The following is a 21813-nucleotide window of genomic DNA, read 5'->3' as shown; positions in this document are numbered from 1 at the left end:
TGCGGGAGAGGGGTTGGGGTGAGGGCAGCTTCTGGGGCTTTACCGGGGAAGCCCCTGCCGAGCATGGCTCGGCACTACATCCTCCAAAATCTGCTGCACTGCGGATTCCGTACGGGACCGAATGCGGTTACATTCGGCCCGTAACAGCGCCGCCGGCAGCTGACCAAACCCACCCTGGGAGGGGACACATGCGTACGACTTTCAAAACCCTGTTGCTGGCCCTGCCGCTGCTGGCCGCCGGTTTCTCCGCCAGCGCCAGTGACAGCGCAGCGGGCCGCTGGCGCACCATCGATGACGAAACCGGCCGAGTGAAGTCCATCGTCGAGATCAGCCAGGCCGCCAATGGCACCCTCAGCGGCAAGGTGCTGCAGGTACTGCAGTCCGAGCAGGGCCCGCATCCGGTCTGCAACAAATGTGAAGGCGCCAACAAGGGCAAGCCGATCGAAGGCATGACCATCCTCTGGAATGTCCGTCCGGACGGCGCCAACAAGTGGGCCAACGGCACCATCCTGGACCCGGCCAAGGGCAAGACCTACAGCTCCAAGGTCGCCCTGGTGGACAACGGTCGCAAGCTGGATGTCTCCGGCTGCATCGCCTTCATCTGCCGCACCCAGACCTGGCTGCGCGACCAGTAAGCCGCTCAAAGCCCCCGCTTGGAAGCCCCTCTCCCTCCGGGAGAGGGGTTGGGGTGAGGGAAAGCTTTTAGCCACGCAAAGTCAAAATCTCCCCCTCATCCGCCCTCCGGGCACCTTCTCCCGTAAACGGGAGAAGGGAAAGATCAGCAGCCCCGGCCTCCCGGGGCTGCTTCTTTCCGGCCATGCGATAATCCCCGGTCCCCTGCCGCAAATCATCACCATGACCCGCAACGCCCTAGTCACCAATGCCCTGCCCTACGCCAACGGCCCGCTGCACCTCGGCCACCTGGTGGGTTACATCCAAGCCGACATCTGGGTGCGTGCGCGGCGAATGATGGGCGAGAAGGTCTGGTACGTCTGCGCCGATGACACCCACGGCACGCCGATCATGCTGGCCGCCGAGAAGGCCGGGGTGACCCCGGAAACCTTCATCGCCAATATCCAGGCTGGCCATGAGCGCGATTTCGCCGCCTTTGGCGTGGATTTCGACCACTACGACTCGACCAACTCGGCCACCAACCGCGAGCTGACCGAGGCGCTGTACGCCAAGCTCGACGCTGCCGGCCATATCAGCCGTCGTTCGGTGGCGCAGTTCTACGACCCGGCCAAGGGCATGTTCCTGCCCGACCGCTACATCAAGGGCACCTGCCCGAACTGCAAGTCGCCCGACCAGTACGGCGACAACTGCGAAGTCTGTGGCGCCACCTACGGCCCGACCGACCTGATCGAGCCGAAGTCGGTGGTGTCCGGCGCTACCCCGGAAATGCGCGACTCGGAGCATTACTTCTTCGAAGTCGGCCGCTTCCAGGAGTTCCTGCGCGAATGGCTGGCCGGCGACGTGGCCCTGCCGGGCGTGAAGGCCAAGCTGGCCGAGTGGCTGGATGCCGAGGGCGGCCTGCGCGCGTGGGATATCTCGCGTGATGCCCCGTACTTCGGTTTCGAAATCCCCGGCGCACCGGGCAAGTACTTCTACGTGTGGCTGGACGCGCCGATCGGTTACCTGTCCAGCTTCAAGAACCTGTGCGCCAGGACCGGCGACGACTTCGACGCCGTGCTCGCCGCCGACAGCAATACCGAGCTGCACCACTTCCTCGGCAAGGACATCGTCAACTTCCACGGCCTGTTCTGGCCGGCGGTGCTGAAGGGCAGCGGCCTGCGCACGCCGACCAAGCTGCACGTCAACGGTTACCTGACCGTGGACGGCGCCAAGATGAGCAAGTCGCGCGGCACCTTCATCATGGCCCGCACCTACCTGGATGCCGGCTTGGCACCGGAAGCACTGCGCTATTACTTCGCCGCCAAGTCCTCCGGCGGCGTCGACGATCTCGATCTGAACCTGAGCGACTTCACCGCCCGCGTGAACGCCGATCTGGTTGGCAAGTTCGTCAACCTGGCCAGCCGCTGCGCCGGCTTCATCGCCAAGCGCTTCGACGGCAAGCTGGCCGACGCGCTGCCGGACCAGGCCCAGTACGACCGCTTCATCGCTGCGCTGGCGCCGATTCGTGAGGCCTACGAGCGCAACGACGCGGCCGCTGCCATCCGCCTGACCATGGCGCTGGCCGATGAAGCCAACAAGTACATCGACGACACCAAGCCCTGGGTCATCGCCAAGCAAGAGGGCGCTGACGCCGAACTGCAGGCGGTCTGCACCCAGGGCCTGAATCTGTTCCGCGTGCTGGTCACCGCGCTCAAGCCGGTGCTGCCGGCCACGGCACTGCAGGCCGAGAGCTTCCTCAACGCCCCGGTCCACGGCTGGGACGACATCACCACCCCGCTGACCGCACACAGCATCGCCGCCTACGTGGCGCTGTTCACCCGTATCGACCCCAAGATGATTGACGCAATGACCGACGCCTCCAAGGACACCCTCACCGCCCAGCCTGCCGCCGAAGCCAAGCCGGCCAAGGCAGAAAAGCCCGCCAAGGTCGAAGTGAAGACCGAAGCGAAGGCCGAAGGTGAAGCTTCCGCGTACATCGGCATCGATGATTTCGCCAAGCTCGACCTGCGCATCGGCAAGGTGCTGGAATGCGGCTTCGTCGAAGGCTCGGACAAGCTGCTGCGCTTCCTGCTGGATGCCGGTGACCTCGGCCAGCGGCAGATCTTCTCCGGCATCCGCGGCAGCTACGCCGAGCCGGAAACCCTCGTCGGCCGCAACGTGGTGTTCATCGCCAACCTGGCCCCGCGCAAGATGCGCTTCGGCCTGAGCGAAGGCATGATCCTGTCGGCCGGTTTCGACGGCGGCGCACTGGCGCTGCTGGATGCCGACGGCGGCGCACTGCCGGGCATGCCGGTTCGCTGATGGCCACGGGTGCGTTCTCCGGGCGCACCCTTCCCGAACGGAGTGGACCATGCAGCTAGCCCTCTTCGACTTCGACCACACCATTACCGTCTGTGACACCTACAGCCGGTTCCTGCGTCGTGTGGCCACGCCGGAGCAGCGCGCGCAGGGGTGGTGGCGGGTTGGGCCGTGGGTATTGGCGTATCGGCTGAAGCTGATCTCGGCCCAGCGCGTGCGTCGTCGTGTCACCGCCCAGGTCTTCACCGGCCGCCATGCCGGTGAGGTCAGCCAGATGGCACGCGACTATGCGCGCGAGCACCTGCCCGACATGGTGCGGCCGGAGATGCTGGAGCAGATCCAGTGGCACAAGGCGCAGGGCCATACCGTGGCGGTCGTGTCCGGCTCGCTCGACCTGTACCTGCAGCACTGGTGCGAACAGCTGGGCCTGCTGATGATCTGCAACCGGCTCGAGGTGCAGGACAACCGCTTCACCGGCCGCTACGCCGAGGGCGACTGCGGCGCGCGCAAGGTGACCTTGATCCGCCAGCGCTTCGACCTGGGCACCTACCAGCGCATCCATGCCTACGGCGACAGCAGCGAAGACAAACCTATGCTGGCGCTGGCGCACGAGCGCTGGTATCGCGGCAAATGCCTGACCTGAGCCCCACTCCCGCCGGGAGAGGGGTTGGGGTGAGAGCAAACAGCAGGACTCTCCAATGAATACCCAAGCCTCATCAGACGCTGCACGCCACCCACTCCCGCAGGGAGAAGGAAAGGTTGCGCTGGTCGAACGCATCGATCAGCTGCTGCCGCAGACCCAGTGTGGGCAGTGCGGTTATGACGGCTGCCGCCCTTATGCCGAAGCCATGGCCGCTGGCAATGCCGGAATTGATCACTGCCCGCCGGGTGGCGACGCTGGCGCGCGCGCACTGGCTCATCTGCTGGGTGTTCCGGCCCTTCCCTACGACCGCAGCCGTGGCGAACACAAACTGGCGCAGGTCGCGGTGATCGTCGAAGCCGACTGCATCGGCTGCACCAAGTGCATCCAGGCCTGCCCCGTCGATGCCATCGTCGGCGGCGCCAAATACATGCATACCGTGCTGGCCGACCTGTGCACCGGATGCGAGCTGTGCATCCCGCCCTGCCCGGTGGATTGCATCGAGCTGCAGGCTGTCCCGCCCCCTGCTGTTGTAGGAGCGGCGTAAGCCGCGAAACTCGTAGCAAACCAGCTGTCTGAGATCCCGATCATCGGCATCAAACCGAAAGAGCGCAGCTGTTTCAGATCATGTTGAACGCTGCAATCCGAACAGTATCGGCTTCGCGGCTTACACCGCTCCTACAACCCGGCGGAATCCTGCGGCCTCAATACTCGTCATCCTCGCCTTTTGGCGGCAGTGGCGGCACGATGTACTGCCGTCCATGCGCCTGGCAATCCGCAATCAAAGCCTCCGCATCGGCTCGCACTATCGCGCGCGTGCCCAGCGGATACCGGTTGTCCTCGACCAGGTCGGTGCGAAGGTCGGTAACAGGTGAGAACGACGCAGATACGGCATAGCGCTCCTCCGAGGTAGCCAGCGCATCACCGCCCCACCAGCGGATCAACCATTGCGCGTTGTCCCAGATCAGCACCGTTTCCAACGTGCCGCGGTCGAGCAGGTAGCCAACCGCGCAGAAGCGGTTGGGGACGCTGCGGTCACCATGGCGGCGCACCGTATTGCGCAGCTCTGCCTCGATCAGCTTGAACTGCGGGTACTCCAAGGGCTCGATGCGCTGCACAGGCACCTTCGCGTAGATCATCCTCGACAGCGGCGCCGGCGCTGCAACAGACACAGTCGCGCTGGCACCAACCAACGCACAACACACTGCAAACAACAGACGAACCTTCATTCCTTTCCCTTGCCTCCCTGCAAAGCCATCAGCAGCTTCAAAGCCTGATCTGCCCGGATGCCATCGCATCCAGAGCAGATCAGCAGTGGTCATGCAGTCCGCTTACGGCACAGCCGCAGTGATCACGATCTCGATCTTCCATTCCGGATTGGCCAGCTTGGCCTGCACGGTGGCACGCGACGGCGTTGCACCCTGCGGCACCCACTTGTCCCAGGCTTGGTTCATGCCGGCGAAGTCAGCTAGGTCAGCCAGGAAGATCTCGGCGCGCAGGATCTTGGTCTTGTCGGTCGGGGCCAGGCGCAGCAGATCGTCGATGGCCTGCAGCACCTGCTCGGTCTGGCCAACGATATCGGCGCTGGTGTCTTCCGGCACTTGCCCGGCCAGATAGGCCACGCCATTGTGGATGGTCATTTCCGACATGCGCGGGCCGGTATCGAAGCGCTGGATCATCAGGGTGACTCCGTGTTGGGGATGTAGCCGCCATTGTGAGGGCAAGTGGAAGTTTCAGGCGTTTCTTTGCGTGAACGACGCCACGATGCAAGCGCCACCAACAGCAGCCAGCCCACCACGACCGCAATCACCAGCTTCTGCCCCAGTCCGCGCGGGCTGCCACGCCACAGCACGTGCAGCCACAGCCCGGCGAAGGCCAGCCATGCCCAACCCCAGGTCAGCCAATACAGTCGACGCCAATGCGCGTCACGACCGAAGCACCAGGCCTGCAGCAGCATCGCCACGGTCACGCACAGGAACGCGGTCTGTGCCGCCAAGCCATGAACCAGCGGCGCCAGCAGTGGTGCGTACTGCGGCAACCAGCTGTCGCCTATCGCCACCGTAGCCAAACCAAGCCCGGCCACGGCGAACAGACTGGGCGGCAAGCCGCGCCGTGCGCTGCCATGCGCTTGCCTGTACAGCATCAGGCCAAGCGCGGCGATGGCCAGCGCCAGCAGGCAATAGACGCTGCGCAGTACAAGCCCATAGGGGCCGTGCAGATACAGACTGAGGGTCGCCCGTACCCAGTCCAGGTCATCACGCGCAAACTGCAGAGCAATGGCAACAACCAGGAACACCAACAAGGCCAACACCACGGCCAAGGCCAGCGCTGGCGATTGCCGAGATCCCCTGTGCGACCCAATGTCCATGCCCACTCCCCGCCGTTCGAGCTGCCAAGTCTAGTGCGCCCGTGGGCGGTCCGCTGACTGAAGGCGGTGAAAATGCTGCGCTGCGCGCATGCAGCCATCATCACGCAAGGGGGCTAGTCTTATGCGTCCGCGCCGCACCAGCGCATAGCTCCCTCCCGTCTGCATGACCGCGTCGTCCACGTCTTCGGAACCTTCCATGCCGGGTTGGCGGCGTGTTGCCGCCATCCTCGTCACCCTCGCCATCATGGCAATGGCGCTGCATGCCTTGGCCGCTGAGTTCAGCGACCACGGTTACCACCAGATCCGTGCCGCGGTACGCGGTCTCTCGTGGCCGCAACTGGGTTTGGCAACGTTGTTGGGCATGGCCAGCTATGCCTGCCTGGTCGGCTTCGATGCGATCGGCCTGAGGCGCGCCAAACACCCCTTGCCCGCGGCACGTGTCGGCATCACCGCCTTCCTGGCCCACGCCGCCGGGCAGACCCTGGGCTTTGCCGCACTGACGGGTGGCGCCATCCGCGTGCGCAGCTACGGCCGTGCTGGACTCAGCCTTGCCGAGATCGGCCAGGTGGTGCTGATGAGCACCTTGGGCTTTGTGTTCGGTGCCTGGCTGCTGCTTGGCCTGGCCTTGCTACTGGAACCCGGTGCCGCCGCGCTGACATTGCCGATATCGGCCACAGCGGTGCATGCGCTGGGCATCGGCTTGCTGGTCGGTTTCGCCGCGATGCTGCTATTGGTCGGCCGCCACGGCCGCAGCGTCGGCTGGGGCTCGCACCGGATGTGGATTCCAGACCGACGCACGGTGCTGGAAGTCACCGCGCTGAGCGTGGTCGAACTGGGCCTGGCCTCGGCCGCGTTCTACGTGCTGCTGCCGGCGCAGGCCGAGGTCGGCTTCATCGGTTTCGTCGGCCTGTATCTGGTCGCGGTGGTGGCCGGGCTGGTGTCCACCGTGCCCGCCGGCTTGGGCGTGTTCGAGTGGAGCCTGCTCAAGCTGCTGCCGCAGGTTGCGCCGGCCGCAGTCCTCGCCGCCGCCGTGGCCTATCGCATCACCTATTACCTGCTGCCGTTGTTCCTGTCCGCGTTGCTCGCCGCTCTGGCCAGCGTTCGTCGCCCGCTGCGCAGCGGTGCCGGCACGGCGTGGTCGGTACTCCGGCCATGGCTGCCGCAACTTATCGCACTGGCCGTGTTTGCGGCCGGCGCACTGCTGCTGATCGACGGCACCCTGCCGGTGCCCCATCAGCGGGTGTTGCCAGCTTCGCTGCCGATCGTGGAGACCTCGCACCTGCTTGGCAGCCTGGGCGGTGTGTTGTTGTTGCTGATCGGGCAAGGCCTGCAGCGGCGCAGCCACGCCGCATGGATGCTGGCCCTGGCACTGTGCATTGCCCTGCCGCTACCAGCCTGGTTGCGCGGCGGCCATCTGACAGTGGCCCTCACCTTGCCGCTGGTAGCGGTGGCGCTGTGGGCGGCGCGACGCGAGTTCTACCGCGAAGGCGCACTGCTGGACGAGGCATGGTCGTGGCCATGGCTGCGCAATGTCGCACTGGTGCTGGTGGCGACGGTGTGGCTGCTGTTCTTCGTCTACAGCCACGTCGAGTACCAGAACGAACTGTGGTGGCAGTTCGCCACCTCCGGCAATGCGCCACGTGCGCTACGCGCCTTGCTGCTGGTCTGCATCGCGCTGATCGTGTTCGGGCTGGCGCGCCTGCTGCACAGCACCCGCAGCCCGCTGCCCTTGCCGGATGCAGCAACACTGGAGCAACTGCGCCCGGTATTGGCCCTTGCGCAGGACACCCAGGCCTGCGTGGCAATGACCGGCGACAAGGCGATCCTGCACAGCGAGGCCGGCGATGGCTTCGTGATGCTGCAGCGTTACGGCGGCTCGCTGGTGGCGATGGGTGATCCGGTGGGGCCGCCGCAGGTGGCGGCGGCCTTGATCTGGCGTTTCCGTGAAGAAGCCGACCGGCTTGGCCTGCGGCCGGTGTTCTACCAGACCAGCGACAAGTACTGGCAGCACTATCTCGATCTTGGCCTGACCCTGGTCAAGCTGGGCGAAGAAGCGATGGTGCCGTTGCAGGATTTCAGCCTGGCCGGCAGCGAGCGCGCGGACCTGCGCCAGGCGTGGAACAAGGGCAAGCGCGGCGGGCTCAGCTTCCGGCTTGCTCCCGCCAGCGACATGCCCGCATTGCTGGGCGAGTTGGCGGAGATCTCGGATGCATGGCTGGATGAAAAAGCCGGCGAAGAGAAAGGCTTTTCGCTGGGCAGCTTCGAGCCGGGCTATATGAGCCGTTTCCCGGTGGCGGTGGTCGAAGCGGAAGGACGTATCGTCGCCTTCGCCAATATCTGGCAGGCACCGGCGGGTCATGAGCTGTCGGTTGACCTGATGCGGCATCGCCCGGATGCACCCAAGGGCACGATGGATTTCCTGTTCATCGAGTTGTTCCTGTGGGGCGCCGCCAATGGCTATACCCGCTTCTCGCTGGGCATGGCGCCGCTGACCGGTCTGGCCCAGCATCGACTGGCCGGCCGCTGGAACCGTTTCGCCAACCTGGTCGCGCGTCATGGCGAGCGCTTCTATGGCTTCAGCGGACTGCGCCGCTTCAAGTCCAAGTTCGCACCGGAGTGGCGCCCGCGTTATCTGGCCGCGCCTGGCGGTGTGCATCTGCCAGCAGCGTTGCTGGATGTGACCCGGTTGATATCACTGGATCCGAGTCGAAGGTAAGACCGTTGGTATGTGGGAGCGGGGGGGGGGGGGGGGGGGGGGGGGGGGGGGGGGGGGTGGGGAGGCGGAGGCGAGGGGCGGGGCGGAGCCCCCCCCCCACCCCACCCCCCCCCCCGCCCCGACGGGCGCCGCCCCCGCGCCCCGCCCCCCCCCCGCCCCCCGCCCCCCCCCCCCCCCCCCCCCCCCCCCCCCCCCCACAACAGCCCGCATCAAGGCCGCTGCACGTGCTGCAAAATCGCCTTGGCCAGGCCTTCGTAATCGCCTTCAAAATGATGATCGCCAGGCAGCTTGATCAACTGCGCGCTTCCCGCAGGCAACTTCGGGCACAGTGCATCATCGTCGTCGGCGCCATAGATGCACAGCGTGCGATCAGCGGCCATGCGGCGTATTTCAGGCGCGATCGGCAGGCCGTCATCGCCTCCGCTGGAGATCCAGTTGCTGACATGGAACTCATAGTCGGCACGCTCGCCCATCGACATCAGCGCGCTCATGCGCAGCATCTGCGCGGTGGCTGGCGGCAGCTTGTTGATGGCCGCAGGCAGCACATCCGCGCCCTGCGAGAAACCGATCAACAGCAGCTTCGGTCGCTGCCAGTGGTTGGCGTAGTAGCGTGCGATGCGATCCAGATCCGCCGCAAACCCCGCCGGGGTACGTTCGCTCCAGAAGTACCGCAGCGAGTCCACGCCGACCACCGGAATACCTGCCTGCGCCAGCGCGCCCGCCGCCTCCTTGTCCAAACCGGCCCAGCCACCGTCACCGGAGACGAACACCGCGAAGGTATTGCCCTGCCCGTTGGCTGGCACTTCCACCAGCGGCAGGCCGTCCAGATCCTGCGGCACCGCAGGCAGGCTGACGCCGTGCTGCGCACCCAGTACCCGGGCCGCGGCGACTTCGCCGGGTATGGCACTGCCAGCGTGGGTTCGCGCGAACTCGCGCGCCAACGGCACGCCAGCGACGAAAGCCGCTACAGCCGCCCCGGGACAGGCCTGGCCCTTGCCGGCAGCTGCGTTCAGCCAAGGAAAGCGCAACGGCTGCGGCAACAGCGCGCGGCCCTTGATGGCATCGCCGCAGGTCATCGTCGCGTTGCGTAGTTGCGGGCAGAAGCCTTCGGTCAGCAAGCCGGCGAACACATCCGGATCAGCCTGGGTCGCTACCGCATACGCCAATGCCGCACCGGCACCATCACCACCGAGAATAGGCAGGCGATAAGTCGGCACGTGGTAATACGCCTGCACGTAGCGCGAGAAATTTTCCACGTCGCCTGCGGAGAAGCCGCATTTGCCGCCCTCCTTGGCCAGTACCTGGTACAGATGCCGGGTGTCGATGTCGACCACCATCGCGCCGTCATCGCGCAAGGCCTGCAGCCGCGCCAGATGCTCAGCAGAGGCCGTGGCATCACCGAACCACAGCACCACGCGTTGCGCCGGCCCACTGGGCAGCAGCACCGATACCTGTTCGAATCGGCCATGACTGACCTGCTCCGCCGCCATTACCGGCGTCGCCAACAGGCTCAGCGCCAACACCCCCATCCACCACATCACACGTGCCATGTACAGGTCTCGATAACGGTGCCGCAAAGCCTACGCCCATGACAGACGGAAAGATGTCGAAAGCGCCGACTCAGGGCTGCGCTTCGGGGTGGCGTGCAATCCATTCGGCCAACCTCTGCCGGTAAAGCAGCAGCTCGTCGGTATACAGATCCAGCACGCAGAGCGGGCAGCCGCTGCCACAGCACTCGTTCGGACCCGGTGCTTCCGGCGGTTGCGGGCGCGGATCGGGGTCTGGCGTTGCAGGAACCTGGGCAGGTATTTCGTTCATTACAGCGGCCGGTTCGGCCCTATCAGCAGCAGGACAACCCGCATTTTAGCCAAAGCACCGACTCAGGCCGTGACTCGGCGCAGATTGGCCCGCGCCGCCGCATCGTAGCGTTCATGGAAGAAATCGCTGAAGAAGATACGCGGCTGCGCCAGCACCTTTTTCAGGAAACGTCGCCGGTTGAGCCGGAACAGGAAGCCCGGCACCTTGCCCCGGTACTCCTCGGCAATGCCAAGGTCATAGGCATCAAACACCGCATCCGGCGCCCCCAGGATCGCCATGTCGCTGTCCAGGAACAGCGCGGCATCCGCATCCAGCCCATCTCCGCTGAGGCTGCCATGACGCGCCGTCAGTTCGATCAGCGCCATCACCCGTGCCACATCCACTTCGGCATCCGGCAGCCAACGTTCAATACCGGACGCGGCAAGCTGGGCCGAGCGCGCTTCGTTGTCACCACGCCCCGCCTCGTAGATCGCGTCGTGGTAGAGCACCGCCAGCAGCACTTCCAATGGCTGCTGCCAGCCGGGGCCGGCGGCGACATCGCGGTAGTGCTGCAACAGCGCCTGCACATGGGCGAAGTTGTGATACGCCCGCGGCGGCTGTGCGTAAGCGGTTTTCAGCTCGGCCAGCAGCGGCGGCGGCAGGGTCTGCAGCAGGTCGTTCATGCCTGCATCTTGTCACGAAGTGGCGGAACACGCGTGGCGGCAATCCAATGCAGGAGTCCGCCGAAAGGCGTTTGCGCAACTCATGCCACGCCGCGCTCAGCCCAGTTGCCAGCGGCCTTCGATCTGGTAACGGCCCTGGCCGAGGAAACTGCGCACCAGCACGAATTCGCGCACGAACCAGCGCAGCGGCTGCACCGGCTGGATCGGCAGACGACGGCGGTCATACAGCAGGGTCATATGGGGGGTGAAACGCGGGTCCAGCTTGCCACCCACGCCCTGCAGGCAACGCGCCAGCTCCTCGTGCAGGCCGTTCAACAACTCGGCACCGTACTCACTGCGCAGCACGAAGGGGTTCTTCACGCTGCCGGCAAAGCTGCCCACCTGATCAAAGCAGACCTCGAACTCGGGCATGCGCACCCGCGCTGCCGCTTGCCGCACCTTGGGCAGCAGGCTCGGAGGCAGGCCGGCGTAGTCCCCCAGATGATGCAGGGTGACGTGCAAGCGCTCCGGCGCCAACGGATGCCCGAGCAGGCCATGTTCCTCGCGCAGGCCACCGGCCAACTCGGCAACCCGCTCCGCCGTGAGCGCATCAGGCATCACCGCGAAGAACAGGCGTTCGGTTGGAATGTCGCTGCCCAGGCCCAGGGTCATCTGGGCCTCGGTGGAGGAAAGCTGCTTCGTCATGGTCTGGTATCGAAAGCCGGCTGCCGTACCCGCTCCGTTGCGGCGGCCACTACTGTCTAGGGCCGCGGATACTAGCAGACCCTGCCGGCCGCGGCCCGGCCATGGCGAAAATTTCACCAGCGCCCGGCGAGCCACGCCGCACAAGGGCTGCCAATGGTTATCCACATGTTTGCACAGGGCTGGTCCACACCCGCTGTGGATTTGTCCCCTGCCTGCTTCCATCCCCCCGCAACAGGCCTACACTGGGCAGGCCGCAGCAAACTCCGGGTGATCGCCATGATCGGTTGGAATGCATTGGTCCTGTACGCCGCCAGCAGCCTGGCCTTGGCCGCGCCGCCTCCGGCGCCCCCTCCGGCTGTGCCAAGTCCGGAGCAGGTGATGGCCATCCCCCCGGAAATACGCGCGCAGCTGCTGGAGCGGGTCATCAAGACCACGAACTCCCCGGAACAGCGCCTGCACCGGCTGGTTGAACTGGTATTCCGGCCAGAGGGACTGGGCCTGGCTTACGACACCGAGGCCACCCTCACCGTGGCTGAGACCTGGCAGCAACGGCGTGCCAACTGCCTGTCGTTCACCCTGCTGTTTGTCGCCCTGGCCCGCGAGATCGGCCTTGAAGCACGCATGCAGGAGGTTGGCCAGGTGGTGTCCTGGTATGAAGACCAGGGACTGATCTTCAACGCCGGTCACGTCAATGTCGGAATGCGCGTTGATGGTCGCCAGGCCACCCTGGATCTGGACAGCAACGTGCTGTACGACCGCCGCGGCCCGCAGCCGATCAGCGACAGCCGCGCACTTGCCCATTTCTACAACAACCGAGGTGCCGAGCAGCTGGCTGCGCACGATTACATCGCTGCACGGGCCTATTTCGACGCGGCATTGCGGATGGATCCGCGTTTTGTAGCGGCGTGGAGCAACCTCGGTGTACTTGAGTCGCGCGAGGACGACCTCGACGCCGCCGCCAAAGACCTGGATACAGCGCTGTCGATCAACCGTTTCCACGCCCCGGCCCTGCACAATGCCACCAAGCTCTACCAGCGCATGGGCGACAGCCGCCGCGTGGCCCAGATGCAGTCGCGCCTGGAACAGGTACGCAAGCGTGATCCGTTCTACCAGTTCATGCAGGGCGCCAGCGCCGAGCGGGAGGGCAACTACGCCTTGGCCGCGTACTACTACCGTGAAGCAGTACGGCTATATGACAATGCCCACCAATTCCACTTCGGCCTGGCCCGCGCCTACTTCCTGGGCGGCAACAACCGGCTGGCGATGAAGGAGATGAAACGCGCCCGCGACCTCGGCGGCGACCCGATGCGGGCGGTCTACCAGAGCAAGCTGGACGGAATCCGCAGGCTGGAAGCGCGCCACGCGGCGCGCTGAACGCACACCGCGGGCGGCTGCGACGCGAGCCGGCTCAGGCCTTGCGCAGGAAGCAGGTCTTCAACACCAGACCCTTGATCTTTTCCGAGTTGCCCTCGATGTGCTCGGCATCGTCCTCGACCAGACGGATATTGCGGATCACCGTGCCCTGCTTGAGTGGGATGGACGATCCCTTGACCTTCAGGTCCTTGATCACGGTAACGGTGTCGCCAGCCACCAGCACATTGCCGTTGCTGTCGCGTACCACCAACGTGGATTCGGCCGCTTCGCCGGCGGTCCATTCATGGCCGCAATCGGCGCAGATCCACAGCGCGCCGTCGGCATAGACGTTTTCCAGTGAACATTGCGGGCAGGAAGTAACAGACATGGGGGACTCCCGTACATTGATTAACCATCCATTGTAGCCGTTCAGCCCACAGTCGCTCCCGGCAGCACCGGGCACACAGCAGGAACCGGACCGCGCGCACGCCCATCTCCGCTCGCGACAAGCCACGATTCGCCACCCGTTGGGCTGGGTCGACCATCCGGGCAGCGCGGCGAGCATCTTCATTCAGGTGGCGCGTACATGCCGGAAAATCGTGACGCGGTTCGTGGTAGCGCAGGCCTCGCGTCCAAGAGCAGCCATTCACGACCTGCATGTGAAGCCAGCCGCGCGGCGGCGTAGTAAAGTGCGCGGCCGATTCAGCAGCAAGACGCGCAGCTATCATGAAACTCGGCATCGATTTTGGCACCAGCAACTCGGCCGCCGCCGCCCATATCGACGGCAAGGTGGTCCCGGTCAGCTTTGGTGAGGCCCAGCAGTTCCGCACCACGGTGTACTTCCCCGAGGTGATGCGCGACCCCAACGACTTTGAACTGACCCCGGCACTGGAAGCGCAGGTCGATGACCTGATCGAATCCGGCCGCCGTGACGCCCGCGCGGTCGGCAACACGCGCAGCCATGAGCAGCTGCGCAGCGACGCCATCCGCGTGGTGCGCCGGCAGTGGATGGAAGAACGCATCCGCGAACCGCGCAGCTCCACCACCCTGCTGCAGAACGCGGTCTATGGCGACGAGGCGCTGGAAGCCTATTTCGAGGAGAACGAAGGCAACCTGGTGCAGAGCCCGAAATCGATGCTGGGCTACAACCTGCATCCGCGTGCCAAGCAGACCATCACCGGCATTGCCACGCACATTCTTGAGCACATCCGCTTGACCGCTTCTCGCCAGCTGCAGCGCAACGTGCGCAGTGCCCTGCTCGGCCGGCCGGTGCAGTTCCGCAGTTCGATCGGCGCCGCCGGCAATGATCAGGCCCTGGATATCCTGCGCAGCGCTGCAATGGCCGCAGGCTTCGACGACGTGGATTTCCTCGAAGAACCCGCTGCTGCGGCCATGCATTACCACGCAGTCAGCACAGACCGCCACGAAGCGGTGATCGTCGACGTTGGCGGCGGTACCACCGATATCGCCCATGCCAGCGTTGGCGGCAACGCGGCGCCGCAGATCCATCGCGCCTGGGGTATTGCCCGTGGCGGTACCGATATCGATCTGGCGCTGAGCCTGGCCGGCTACATGCCGCTGTTCGGCCGCGGCATCACCCGCGTGCCTGCACACCACTATGTGGAGGCCGCGATGGTGCAGGACATGACCCGCCAGCGTGATTTCCGCCAGCACAACTACGACGCGGTGGAACTTCCCTATGGCCCGCGCCTGCAGGCACTGCAGGACACCGGCAATACCGCGCGCCTGTACCGCGCGGTGGAACACTGCAAGATCGCCCTGAGCAGCCAGCCCAGCCACCACAGCATGCTGGACTTCATCGAGGCAGGACTGTCGGTGGACATCGATGCACCACATCTGACCACGGCTGCCGGCGGCTATCTTGGCGAGCTGGAAGCGCTGTTGCAGCAGGTACGTGCCGATATTGGTCACGACCCGGCGGCGGTGTTCCTGACCGGCGGCATGTCGCGCGCCGGTTACATCCAGCAGGCCGCCGCTGCGGCCTTCCCGACTGCCAAACTGGTGCACGGCGACCCGTCGTTCGGCGTGGTGCAGGGCTTGGCGTTGGCAGCAACAACGAGTGGCGCTGCTGCAGGTCTGTAGGAGCGGCGTAAGCCGCGAGGCTGGGGATCTATAAGCCCTAAAGCACTACCCCTCCCCAACCCTCCCCTTTGCTGCGCAAAAGGGAGGGGGCAGAAGCATTGCCCCTCCCCAGCACTCCCCTTTGTTACGCAAAAGGGAGGGAGTAGAAGCCTTACCTGCCCAGCCCTCCCCTTGCCCATGACACAGGGAGGGAGTGAGTCAACGATCCAGACTCACCCGCACGCCTCCGGAATGCGACTGGATGGAGATATCGCCATCGCCACCGCCAATCCGTGCATCAAGATTCTTGCCAGGACCGTAACGCGGGCTCTCCACCTGGCCGACGTCGGAGCGGATGCTGCCGCTGAAGGTGCTGACCTTCAGCTGCGCCGACGTGCTGGCCGGCAGGCTCAGTGAAACCGAGCCACTCACCGTCTCCAGATTGACCCGGCCACCCGGCTGCAGGCCCGCACTGCGGACGCCAAGGCTGCCGGATACCGACTCGGCGCTGAGCCGCTGCACCTTGGCCAGGTCCAGGGTGATGCCGCCAGACACGCTGTTGGCCGAGACCTCACCGCCACTGCCACCGGCCGCATTGATGCCCCCGCTGACTGTCCGGGTCTCCAGCCGCGAGGTCTGCAACTGCGAGCGGATCGCGCCACTGACCGTGGTCAATTCCGCCTCACCAGCGCGCCCATTGGCGGTGATGCTGCCGCTGACGGTGCTGCTCTGCAGGCGACGCAGGTCAACATCAGCCACATCCACGCCCGCACTGACGGTACTGGTCTGCAACTGCGCAGCGCGCGGCACCCGCAGTTCCAGCACCGCACCACGACTGCTGCGGCTGTTCTGCGGGTAGACCACCTTCAATGCCACGCGATTGGCACTGCTTTCCACGTCAAGCCGCTGGCCCTCGCCGAGCGAGCCGGTCAGCTGTACTTCGTTACGGTCCCAGCCTCGGACGGTGACCGAGCCGGCCACATTGCTCAGTTCCACGCGGCCGCCGCTGGACAAGGGCAGGTTGCGATTGACCGCAGTCTGCGCGAATGCGCTGGTCAACGGGGCCAACAGCAGTGCGGTGGCGATCAGATGGCGCATGCAAGCTTTCATCAGGTGCTCCTTCAAGTCGAAAGTCCGGTCGGGTTGACGCCCTTGCGGGTGAGTTCAAGCCGCAGCGCGTAGGTGCGCTGCAACTGGCCAAGTAGAAAATCGGCGTCGGGGCTCTGCGCGATGGCGCTGCGGATGCTGCCGGCGCTTTCATCCAGTTCACGCAGCGCCGGCTGCAGCTCGGCGGCAACCTCGTCCTGCGGAATCGTCGCCATCGCCTGCCGGTACTGGTAGGTGATGGTGTTGGCCTGATGCTGCAATGACGATTCCTCGACGGCGACGGATGCCGCTGGCTGCTGCGGCAACAACAGCATGCTGGCCACGCCAACCAGCGCAACGACCACCGCAGCAGCTGCATAACGTGGCCAGTGACGATGTGCTCTGCGCCGCGCCGGCACGGCGTTCACTGATATGGCGGGAGCGGCAACTGCCGGCTCGGTACGCGGGCCCTGCTCCAGTTCCGCTGCGATGCGCTGCCACACCGTCGCCGGAGGTACCCGTTCGCCTGGCAGTCCACGCAAGCGCTGCGCCAATGCATCATCGTGATCGTTTTCGTAGTGATTCATCATGCGTCTCCAAGCCGCGTGCGCAACAAACTGCGTGCACGATGCAACTGGGCCTTGGAACTGCCGACAGCCATCTGCAGTTCCACGGCGATTTCCTGGTGTTTCCAGCCTTCAATGTCATGCAGCACCAGCACCGCGCGGGCGCGTGGCGGCAAGGTCAGCAACGCACGCTCCAGGTCCATGCCAGTGGCGTGGCAGCGGGGGGTGTCGGCCATTTCGGCCAATAGATCCATCCCCGATTCGCCTATATCCAGCGATTCAAACGTTGTCGCGCGCAGCTCCATCAGCGCTGTGTTCACGGCCAGGCGATGCAACCACGTGGTCAACGCGCTCTCGAAGCGGAACTGCGGCAGCTTGCGCCAGGCCTGGATGAAGGTCTCCTGCAGCACATCCTCGGCACGCGCCGCGTTGCCGCCGCACAAGCGCCACAGCAGTGCGTACAGCCGCGGCGAGTGGCGCCGGTAGATCCGTTCATAGGCGCGGGTGTCGCCATCCGCGGCGGCACGGGCCAGCACGGCGTCGTCGTCGACGGGCGATGAGGGGGCGGTGGCGGTCACGGTGGCGTTGAGCATATCCATTGGATGCGGCAGGCAGCAAAAAGGTTTAAAGCCGACGCGAATCTTTGCCGAAGCGGCCCACAGCAGCGCAGCGACTGGCAGCAATGGCCGCGCTGGCCGACAATCGGCGCTCGTCAAACCGTTGCGATCCCATGTTGCGTATCCCCGCTGTCCTGCTTTGCGCCGCCCTCGCCCTTGCCGGTTGCACCAGCGCTCCCGCCCCCATCGATACCCCGCCAGCCGCGGCCCACATGCCGGAGCAGGCACTGGCCCCGGTGATCCTGATTTCCATCGATGGTTTCCGCAATGACTATCTGGAGCGTGGCCTGACCCCGACGCTGAGCACGATGGTGGCCGCTGGCGCACGCGCCGAATACATGCGTCCGTCGTATCCCTCGATCACCTTCCCCAACCACTACACACTGATCACCGGCCTGCGCCCGGACCACCACGGGGTGATCGCCAACTTCATGACCGACCCGGCCATTCCCGACGTGCGCTTCAGCATGTTCGACCCGGCCACGGTCCGCGACGAGCGCTGGTGGGACGACGGCAAGCCGCTGTGGACCAGCGTGCGCGAACAGGGTGGACGCGCCGCGGCGATGTTCTGGGTCGGCTCGGAAGCGCCGGTGCATGGCGCACGTCCCGAGTTCTGGCGGCCGTTCGACATCAAGGTGAGCTCGCAGCAGCGCGTGCAGCAGGTGCTGGAATGGCTGGCACTGCCTGCCGCGCAACGCCCCCACTTCATCACCCTGTACTTCGACAAGGTCGACACGCAAGGCCATCGCTACGGCCCGGATTCCGCCGAACTGAACAGTGCCCTGGGCGAAGTGGACAGCGCGATTGGCGAGCTGTTGGCGGGTGTCCGTGCGCAGGGCCTGCAGCAACAGGTCAACATCGTGGTCACCTCCGACCACGGCATGACCGCTACCAGCCCAGCCAAGCAGATCTTCCTGGATGACATCGTCGATGTGAGCAAGCTGGATTTTGGCTGGACCGGCGCCTACGCCTCGTTCAACGCCCTGCCCGGCGGCGAGATGGCCGCCCAACAACTGCTGGCCGGCAGCCACCCGCATATCCAGTGCATGACCCGTGAGCAGATCCCGGCGCGCTTCGAATATGGCCACCACCGCCGCGTGCCCGCCTACATCTGCACCGCCGAGCTTGGCTGGCAGGTCACCACCCGCCAGGCCGAAAAGCGCAAAGGCCACGAGCTGCTGGGTGAGCATGGCTACGACAATGCCCTGCCGGACATGTATTCCCCATTCATCGGTTATGGGCCAGCCTTCGCCCCAGGCGTGACCATCGCCCCCATCGACAATGTCGACGTCTATCCATTGCTGGCCCGCCTGTTGAACATCACCCCGGCCCGCAATGACGGCAATCCCCGCCATACCGACGCCGCGCTGAAGCACTGACGCACCGCAAGGAATCCGCATGAAGCACTACCTCCCCGCCTCGATGCAGCAATGGATTGAACCCATCAACACCGGCCTGAGCATCCTGCTGATCCTGGTCGTGGCCTGGCTGCTGCGCCTGCTGACCCGGCGCCTGCTGGCCCGGCTTGGGCGCCATTACACGCTGCCGGCGCAGATCGAGATGGCGATCCGGCGGCTGTCCAATTTCGTCATCGGCACGGTGGCCCTGGTCGCCATCCTGCAGGCCCTGCACGTACAGGCCAGTGTGCTGTGGACGGCCTTCACCGGCTTTGCCGCGGTCGGCGCGGTGGCGTTCTTCGCTGCCTGGAGCGTGCTGTCCAACATCTTCTGCACCTTCCTGATCTTCACCACCCGGCCGTTCCGCCTGGGTGACCAGATCGAGCTGCTGGAGAACGGCGAAAAGCCCGGCCTGAAGGGCGTGGTCACCGATATCAACCTCATCTACACCACGCTGCATGAGGTCGGTGGCCCGGTCGATGGCACCTTGATGCAGATTCCCAACAGCCTGTTCTTCCAGCGTGGCCTGCGTCGCTGGCGTGGTGGCGATTCCAGCACGGTCAGCCTGCAGGGAGACGGCTGAGGAAGCCGGAACAGCAGCGAGCAACACCCGAGCATTGGGTCCGTGATCCCCGCCAAAGCGGGGATTGCCTTGGCTCCGGCCCACAGCGTTCCGCTCGCGTCCATGTCAGCCGTGCGAAAATCGCCGTCATTGAGCGACCGGCCCGGTCGCAAGCCCGCACGCAATGTCCGCCTCTCCCGATACCTCATGCCCTGCCCCGCAGGCAGGCGACGCTTTTGCCGTTGCCGAACGCCACGACCAGCGCTCCGACCGCCAGCGCTGGCTCAGCGTCATCGCCCTGGCCCTGGCAGCGTTCGTCTTCAACACCAGCGAATTCGTCCCGGTAGGCCTGCTCAGCGACATCGGCGCCAGCTTCGGCAAGCCGATCGAGCATGTCGGGCTGATGCTGACCATCTACGCCTGGGTAGTCGCACTGACCTCGCTGCCGTGCATGTTGCTGACCCGCAGCTTCGACCGGCGCAGATTGCTGCTGGGCGTGTTTGCACTGTTCATTCTCAGCCATGTGTTGTCAGCGCTGGCCTGGAGCTATCCGGTGCTGATGGCCAGCCGGATCGGCATTGCATTGGCGCACGCCGTGTTCTGGTCGATCACCGCCTCGCTGGCAGTGCGGGTGGCACCGGCGGACAAGCGCCCGCAGGCCCTGGGCCTGCTGGCCACCGGCACCTCGGTGGCGATGGTGCTGGGCATCCCCTTGGGCCGCATCGTCGGCGAACTGCTGGGCTGGCGCGTCACCTTCATGGCCATCGGCGGCGTCGCCCTGCTGGTGATGCTGGTACTCGCACGGCTGCTGCCGGCCCTGCCCAGCCAGAACAGCGGTTCGGCCAGCAGCATTCCCTTGCTGTTGCGACGCCCTGCATTGATGGCCTTGTACCTGCTGGTGATGATGGTGGTATCGGCACAGTTCACCGGCTACAGCTACATTGAACCGTTCGTGCAGAAGATCGGCGGCTTCGATGCGCATGTGACGACGTGGGTATTGCTGTTGTTCGGCGGCATGGGCTTCATCGGCAGCCTGCTGTTTTCGCGTTACGGCCTGCGCTGGCCGCGCGGCTTCCTGCTGGCGGCCATCGGCGTTCTGGCTGCCAGCCTGTTGCTGCTGCGCACTGGCCTGCACAGCAGCTGGCTGCTGTACGCGCTGGTTTCGGTCTGGGGCGTGGCGATGATCAGCTTCGCTTTGTCGATGCAGTCCAAGGTCCTGAACCTGGCCGCCGACGCCACCGACGTGGCGATGGCCTTGTTCTCGGGCATTTTCAACATCGGCATCGGCGCCGGCGCGTTGATCGGCAGCCAGGTAAGCCTGCAACTTGGCATGCAGCACATCGGCCTGGTCGGCGGCCTGATTGCCACCGCCGGCTGGGTGTGGTGCCTGTTCGCGATGCTGCGCTGGAGCGGCAGCTTCCGTCTGGGTGGCGCGACGCACTGAGCTGCCGCCAGCGCACAGGTTTACAGCGTGGCGGCTGCGGGTATGCTTCCGTACACGCCGCTGCTTCCGGGGGCGCTACGGGGGAAGTACGTGGATCAGGACATCACTTTGCGTGACGCCAACCTCGCCGATGCAGAGGCACTGAGCGCGCTGGTCACCCCGTTGGCGCGACACCTTCTGGACGCCGACAGCGGTGCCAGCGCACATGCGTTCCTGGCCTCGCTGACTCCTGCCAGCTTCACCGATCGTCTGGTCGACAAGGAGTTCGCGCATTACGTGATTGAGGATGCAGGTGTACTTGTCGGCATGATCGCGATGCGCGGCGACAGCCACATCCATCATCTGTTCGTGAGCCGCAGCAGCCGTCAGCGCGGCATCGCGCGGCGGCTCTGGGAGCATGCACTGCGCATACACGGCCGCCGCGAGTACACGGTCAACTCGTCCGAGATCGCAGTGCCGGTGTATGAGCGGTTTGGCTTTGTCAGCAAGGCTGCGCCGCAGACGGTGAAGGGCGTGCGCTTTGTGTTGATGGAGCGACCGCGATTGGTGCCACGCGTTGTGCAGAAGCAATACTTGAACGCCGTGCTGCCCGGACCGGGAAAACGCTGAGGCTTTGGGCTTTTGCTTTTTTTGCCGTCATCCTCGCGAAGGCGGGGATCGCTCTGGCTCTGGCCTTGGCCCTGGCCCTGGCTCTGGCTCTGGCTCTGGCTACAGCCTTGGCCTTCGGCATTGATTCGGACCGGATTTACCGCGTAACTCCAAAGCGCAAGCAAATGCAGAGCGATCCCCGCCTTCGCGAGGATGACGAGCAGGAGCAGGGCTGAAACAACAGCCAAAGCCGCAAACCACAGCGACGACCACAACAGGCACAGACACAGCCATCGTTC

At 65.3% G+C, this 21813-nt stretch carries 22 protein-coding genes; 11 read left to right on the top strand and 11 right to left on the bottom strand.

Going from position 1 to position 21813, the window contains the following annotated elements:
• The first annotated feature begins 188 nt into the window (after positions 1-188).
• From ACVOLI_RS01590 to rnfB, 4 genes are all read left to right on the top strand, one after another.
• Positions 189-635: a DUF2147 domain-containing protein gene (locus ACVOLI_RS01590; RefSeq protein ID WP_296245969.1), complete on the top strand. Its 447-nt coding sequence runs from the start codon at positions 189-191 to the stop codon at positions 633-635.
• A 220-nt stretch (positions 636-855) separates the two neighbouring features.
• Positions 856-2934, top strand: coding sequence for a methionine--tRNA ligase (metG, locus tag ACVOLI_RS01585; RefSeq protein ID WP_481533253.1), 2079 nt, complete (start codon positions 856-858; stop codon positions 2932-2934).
• Positions 2935-2983: 49 nt separating this feature from the next.
• Complete coding sequence (locus ACVOLI_RS01580) at positions 2984-3574, top strand: HAD family hydrolase (RefSeq protein WP_481533252.1); 591 nt, start codon at positions 2984-2986, stop codon at positions 3572-3574.
• A 55-nt stretch (positions 3575-3629) separates the two neighbouring features.
• Positions 3630-4118 (top strand): Rnf electron transport complex subunit RnfB, encoded by a 489-nt coding sequence (gene rnfB, locus ACVOLI_RS01575; protein ID WP_481533251.1) that lies wholly within the window; start codon positions 3630-3632, stop codon positions 4116-4118.
• Between the two features lie 157 nt (positions 4119-4275).
• On the opposite strand, the gene ACVOLI_RS01570 is transcribed toward rnfB, so the two are convergent.
• The 3 genes from ACVOLI_RS01570 to ACVOLI_RS01560 form a co-directional block, all read right to left on the bottom strand.
• Positions 4276-4800 carry a hypothetical protein gene (locus ACVOLI_RS01570; protein ID WP_481533250.1) on the bottom strand — a complete coding sequence of 175 codons (525 nt, stop codon included), beginning with the start codon at positions 4798-4800 and terminating at the stop codon, positions 4276-4278.
• A 102-nt stretch (positions 4801-4902) separates the two neighbouring features.
• The gene (locus ACVOLI_RS01565) at positions 4903-5250 is read right to left on the bottom strand and encodes a RidA family protein (RefSeq protein WP_303749463.1); all 348 of its coding nucleotides are present in this window, start codon (positions 5248-5250) and stop codon (positions 4903-4905) included.
• On the bottom strand, positions 5250-5939 hold the full coding sequence (locus ACVOLI_RS01560) for a DUF998 domain-containing protein (protein ID WP_481533249.1): 690 nt from the start codon (positions 5937-5939) through the stop codon (positions 5250-5252). Before ACVOLI_RS01560 ends, ACVOLI_RS01565 begins: the two co-directional genes overlap by 1 nt.
• A gap of 163 nt (positions 5940-6102) precedes the next feature.
• On the opposite strand from ACVOLI_RS01560, the gene mprF reads away from it, so the two are divergent.
• Complete coding sequence (gene mprF, locus ACVOLI_RS01555; RefSeq protein WP_481533248.1) at positions 6103-8655, top strand: bifunctional lysylphosphatidylglycerol flippase/synthetase MprF; 2553 nt, start codon at positions 6103-6105, stop codon at positions 8653-8655.
• Between the two features lie 209 nt (positions 8656-8864).
• Here mprF and ACVOLI_RS01550 read toward each other — a convergent pair whose 3' ends face one another.
• The 4 genes from ACVOLI_RS01550 to thpR form a co-directional block, all read right to left on the bottom strand.
• On the bottom strand, positions 8865-10205 hold the full coding sequence (locus ACVOLI_RS01550) for a virulence factor family protein (RefSeq protein WP_481533247.1): 1341 nt from the start codon (positions 10203-10205) through the stop codon (positions 8865-8867).
• A gap of 70 nt (positions 10206-10275) precedes the next feature.
• Positions 10276-10473, bottom strand: coding sequence for an oxidoreductase-like domain-containing protein (locus ACVOLI_RS01545; protein WP_296245961.1), 198 nt, complete (start codon positions 10471-10473; stop codon positions 10276-10278).
• Between the two features lie 62 nt (positions 10474-10535).
• Positions 10536-11135, bottom strand: a complete 600-nt coding sequence (locus ACVOLI_RS01540) for an HD domain-containing protein (protein WP_481533246.1) — start codon at positions 11133-11135, stop codon at positions 10536-10538.
• A gap of 96 nt (positions 11136-11231) precedes the next feature.
• Entirely contained in the window at positions 11232-11819 is a 588-nt protein-coding gene (gene thpR / locus ACVOLI_RS01535; RefSeq protein WP_282265419.1) for an RNA 2',3'-cyclic phosphodiesterase, read from the bottom strand.
• A gap of 276 nt (positions 11820-12095) precedes the next feature.
• Between thpR and ACVOLI_RS01530 the strand changes: the two genes are divergently transcribed.
• Complete coding sequence (locus ACVOLI_RS01530) at positions 12096-13193, top strand: tetratricopeptide repeat protein (protein WP_481533245.1); 1098 nt, start codon at positions 12096-12098, stop codon at positions 13191-13193.
• Between the two features lie 34 nt (positions 13194-13227).
• Here the strand turns inward: ACVOLI_RS01530 and ACVOLI_RS01525 are convergent, their stop codons facing one another.
• Positions 13228-13560, bottom strand: a complete 333-nt coding sequence (locus tag ACVOLI_RS01525; protein ID WP_481533244.1) for a zinc ribbon domain-containing protein YjdM — start codon at positions 13558-13560, stop codon at positions 13228-13230.
• A 338-nt stretch (positions 13561-13898) separates the two neighbouring features.
• Here ACVOLI_RS01525 and ACVOLI_RS01520 point away from each other — a divergent pair, with 338 nt between their 5' ends.
• Positions 13899-15275, top strand: a complete 1377-nt coding sequence (locus ACVOLI_RS01520; protein WP_481533243.1) for an Hsp70 family protein — start codon at positions 13899-13901, stop codon at positions 15273-15275.
• A gap of 198 nt (positions 15276-15473) precedes the next feature.
• On the opposite strand, the gene ACVOLI_RS01515 is transcribed toward ACVOLI_RS01520, so the two are convergent.
• From ACVOLI_RS01515 to ACVOLI_RS01505, 3 genes are read right to left on the bottom strand one after another with little or no spacing between them, the layout of a single operon-like run.
• A complete protein-coding gene (locus ACVOLI_RS01515; RefSeq protein ID WP_481533242.1) occupies positions 15474-16364 on the bottom strand; it encodes a DUF4097 family beta strand repeat-containing protein in 891 nt (296 codons plus the stop codon).
• Between the two features lie 11 nt (positions 16365-16375).
• On the bottom strand, positions 16376-16927 hold the full coding sequence (locus tag ACVOLI_RS01510) for a hypothetical protein (protein WP_481533241.1): 552 nt from the start codon (positions 16925-16927) through the stop codon (positions 16376-16378).
• Complete coding sequence (locus ACVOLI_RS01505; protein WP_481533240.1) at positions 16927-17499, bottom strand: RNA polymerase sigma factor; 573 nt, start codon at positions 17497-17499, stop codon at positions 16927-16929. The genes ACVOLI_RS01510 and ACVOLI_RS01505 overlap by 1 nt, the downstream gene beginning before the upstream one ends.
• A gap of 236 nt (positions 17500-17735) precedes the next feature.
• Here ACVOLI_RS01505 and ACVOLI_RS01500 point away from each other — a divergent pair, with 236 nt between their 5' ends.
• The 4 genes from ACVOLI_RS01500 (at position 17736) to ACVOLI_RS01485 (ending at position 21535) form a co-directional block, all read left to right on the top strand.
• Positions 17736-18902, top strand: a complete 1167-nt coding sequence (locus ACVOLI_RS01500) for an alkaline phosphatase family protein (RefSeq protein ID WP_481533239.1) — start codon at positions 17736-17738, stop codon at positions 18900-18902.
• Positions 18903-18921: 19 nt separating this feature from the next.
• Positions 18922-19503: a mechanosensitive ion channel domain-containing protein gene (locus ACVOLI_RS01495; RefSeq protein WP_481533238.1), complete on the top strand. Its 582-nt coding sequence runs from the start codon at positions 18922-18924 to the stop codon at positions 19501-19503.
• A gap of 163 nt (positions 19504-19666) precedes the next feature.
• Entirely contained in the window at positions 19667-20926 is a 1260-nt protein-coding gene (locus ACVOLI_RS01490) for a sugar transporter (RefSeq protein ID WP_481533237.1), read from the top strand.
• Between the two features lie 90 nt (positions 20927-21016).
• Entirely contained in the window at positions 21017-21535 is a 519-nt protein-coding gene (locus tag ACVOLI_RS01485) for a GNAT family N-acetyltransferase (RefSeq protein ID WP_481533236.1), read from the top strand.
• Positions 21536-21813: the final 278 nt, after the last annotated feature.

The organism is Stenotrophomonas sp. STEN029, assembly GCF_056760015.1.
Note: the sequence above shows the minus strand (reverse complement) of the source record. Positions and strands in the feature narration are given on the sequence as shown.

Excerpts from the sequence above, each read along its gene's own strand:
- ACVOLI_RS01590 (WP_296245969.1), top strand. The coding sequence starts at position 189 with ATGCGTACGACTTTCAAAACCCTGTTGCTGGCCCTGCCGCTGCTGGCC.
- metG (WP_481533253.1), top strand. The coding sequence starts at position 856 with ATGACCCGCAACGCCCTAGTCACCAATGCCCTGCCCTACGCCAACGGC.
- ACVOLI_RS01580 (WP_481533252.1), top strand. The coding sequence starts at position 2,984 with ATGCAGCTAGCCCTCTTCGACTTCGACCACACCATTACCGTCTGTGAC.
- rnfB (WP_481533251.1), top strand. The coding sequence starts at position 3,630 with ATGAATACCCAAGCCTCATCAGACGCTGCACGCCACCCACTCCCGCAG.
- ACVOLI_RS01570 (WP_481533250.1), bottom strand. The coding sequence starts at position 4,800 with ATGAAGGTTCGTCTGTTGTTTGCAGTGTGTTGTGCGTTGGTTGGTGCC.
- ACVOLI_RS01565 (WP_303749463.1), bottom strand. The coding sequence starts at position 5,250 with ATGATCCAGCGCTTCGATACCGGCCCGCGCATGTCGGAAATGACCATC.
- ACVOLI_RS01560 (WP_481533249.1), bottom strand. The coding sequence starts at position 5,939 with ATGGACATTGGGTCGCACAGGGGATCTCGGCAATCGCCAGCGCTGGCC.
- mprF (WP_481533248.1), top strand. The coding sequence starts at position 6,103 with ATGACCGCGTCGTCCACGTCTTCGGAACCTTCCATGCCGGGTTGGCGG.
- ACVOLI_RS01550 (WP_481533247.1), bottom strand. The coding sequence starts at position 10,205 with ATGGCACGTGTGATGTGGTGGATGGGGGTGTTGGCGCTGAGCCTGTTG.
- ACVOLI_RS01545 (WP_296245961.1), bottom strand. The coding sequence starts at position 10,473 with ATGAACGAAATACCTGCCCAGGTTCCTGCAACGCCAGACCCCGATCCG.
- ACVOLI_RS01540 (WP_481533246.1), bottom strand. The coding sequence starts at position 11,135 with ATGAACGACCTGCTGCAGACCCTGCCGCCGCCGCTGCTGGCCGAGCTG.
- thpR (WP_282265419.1), bottom strand. The coding sequence starts at position 11,819 with ATGACGAAGCAGCTTTCCTCCACCGAGGCCCAGATGACCCTGGGCCTG.
- ACVOLI_RS01530 (WP_481533245.1), top strand. The coding sequence starts at position 12,096 with ATGATCGGTTGGAATGCATTGGTCCTGTACGCCGCCAGCAGCCTGGCC.
- ACVOLI_RS01525 (WP_481533244.1), bottom strand. The coding sequence starts at position 13,560 with ATGTCTGTTACTTCCTGCCCGCAATGTTCACTGGAAAACGTCTATGCC.
- ACVOLI_RS01520 (WP_481533243.1), top strand. The coding sequence starts at position 13,899 with ATGAAACTCGGCATCGATTTTGGCACCAGCAACTCGGCCGCCGCCGCC.
- ACVOLI_RS01515 (WP_481533242.1), bottom strand. The coding sequence starts at position 16,364 with ATGAAAGCTTGCATGCGCCATCTGATCGCCACCGCACTGCTGTTGGCC.
- ACVOLI_RS01510 (WP_481533241.1), bottom strand. The coding sequence starts at position 16,927 with ATGAATCACTACGAAAACGATCACGATGATGCATTGGCGCAGCGCTTG.
- ACVOLI_RS01505 (WP_481533240.1), bottom strand. The coding sequence starts at position 17,499 with ATGCTCAACGCCACCGTGACCGCCACCGCCCCCTCATCGCCCGTCGAC.
- ACVOLI_RS01500 (WP_481533239.1), top strand. The coding sequence starts at position 17,736 with ATGCCGGAGCAGGCACTGGCCCCGGTGATCCTGATTTCCATCGATGGT.
- ACVOLI_RS01495 (WP_481533238.1), top strand. The coding sequence starts at position 18,922 with ATGAAGCACTACCTCCCCGCCTCGATGCAGCAATGGATTGAACCCATC.
- ACVOLI_RS01490 (WP_481533237.1), top strand. The coding sequence starts at position 19,667 with ATGTCCGCCTCTCCCGATACCTCATGCCCTGCCCCGCAGGCAGGCGAC.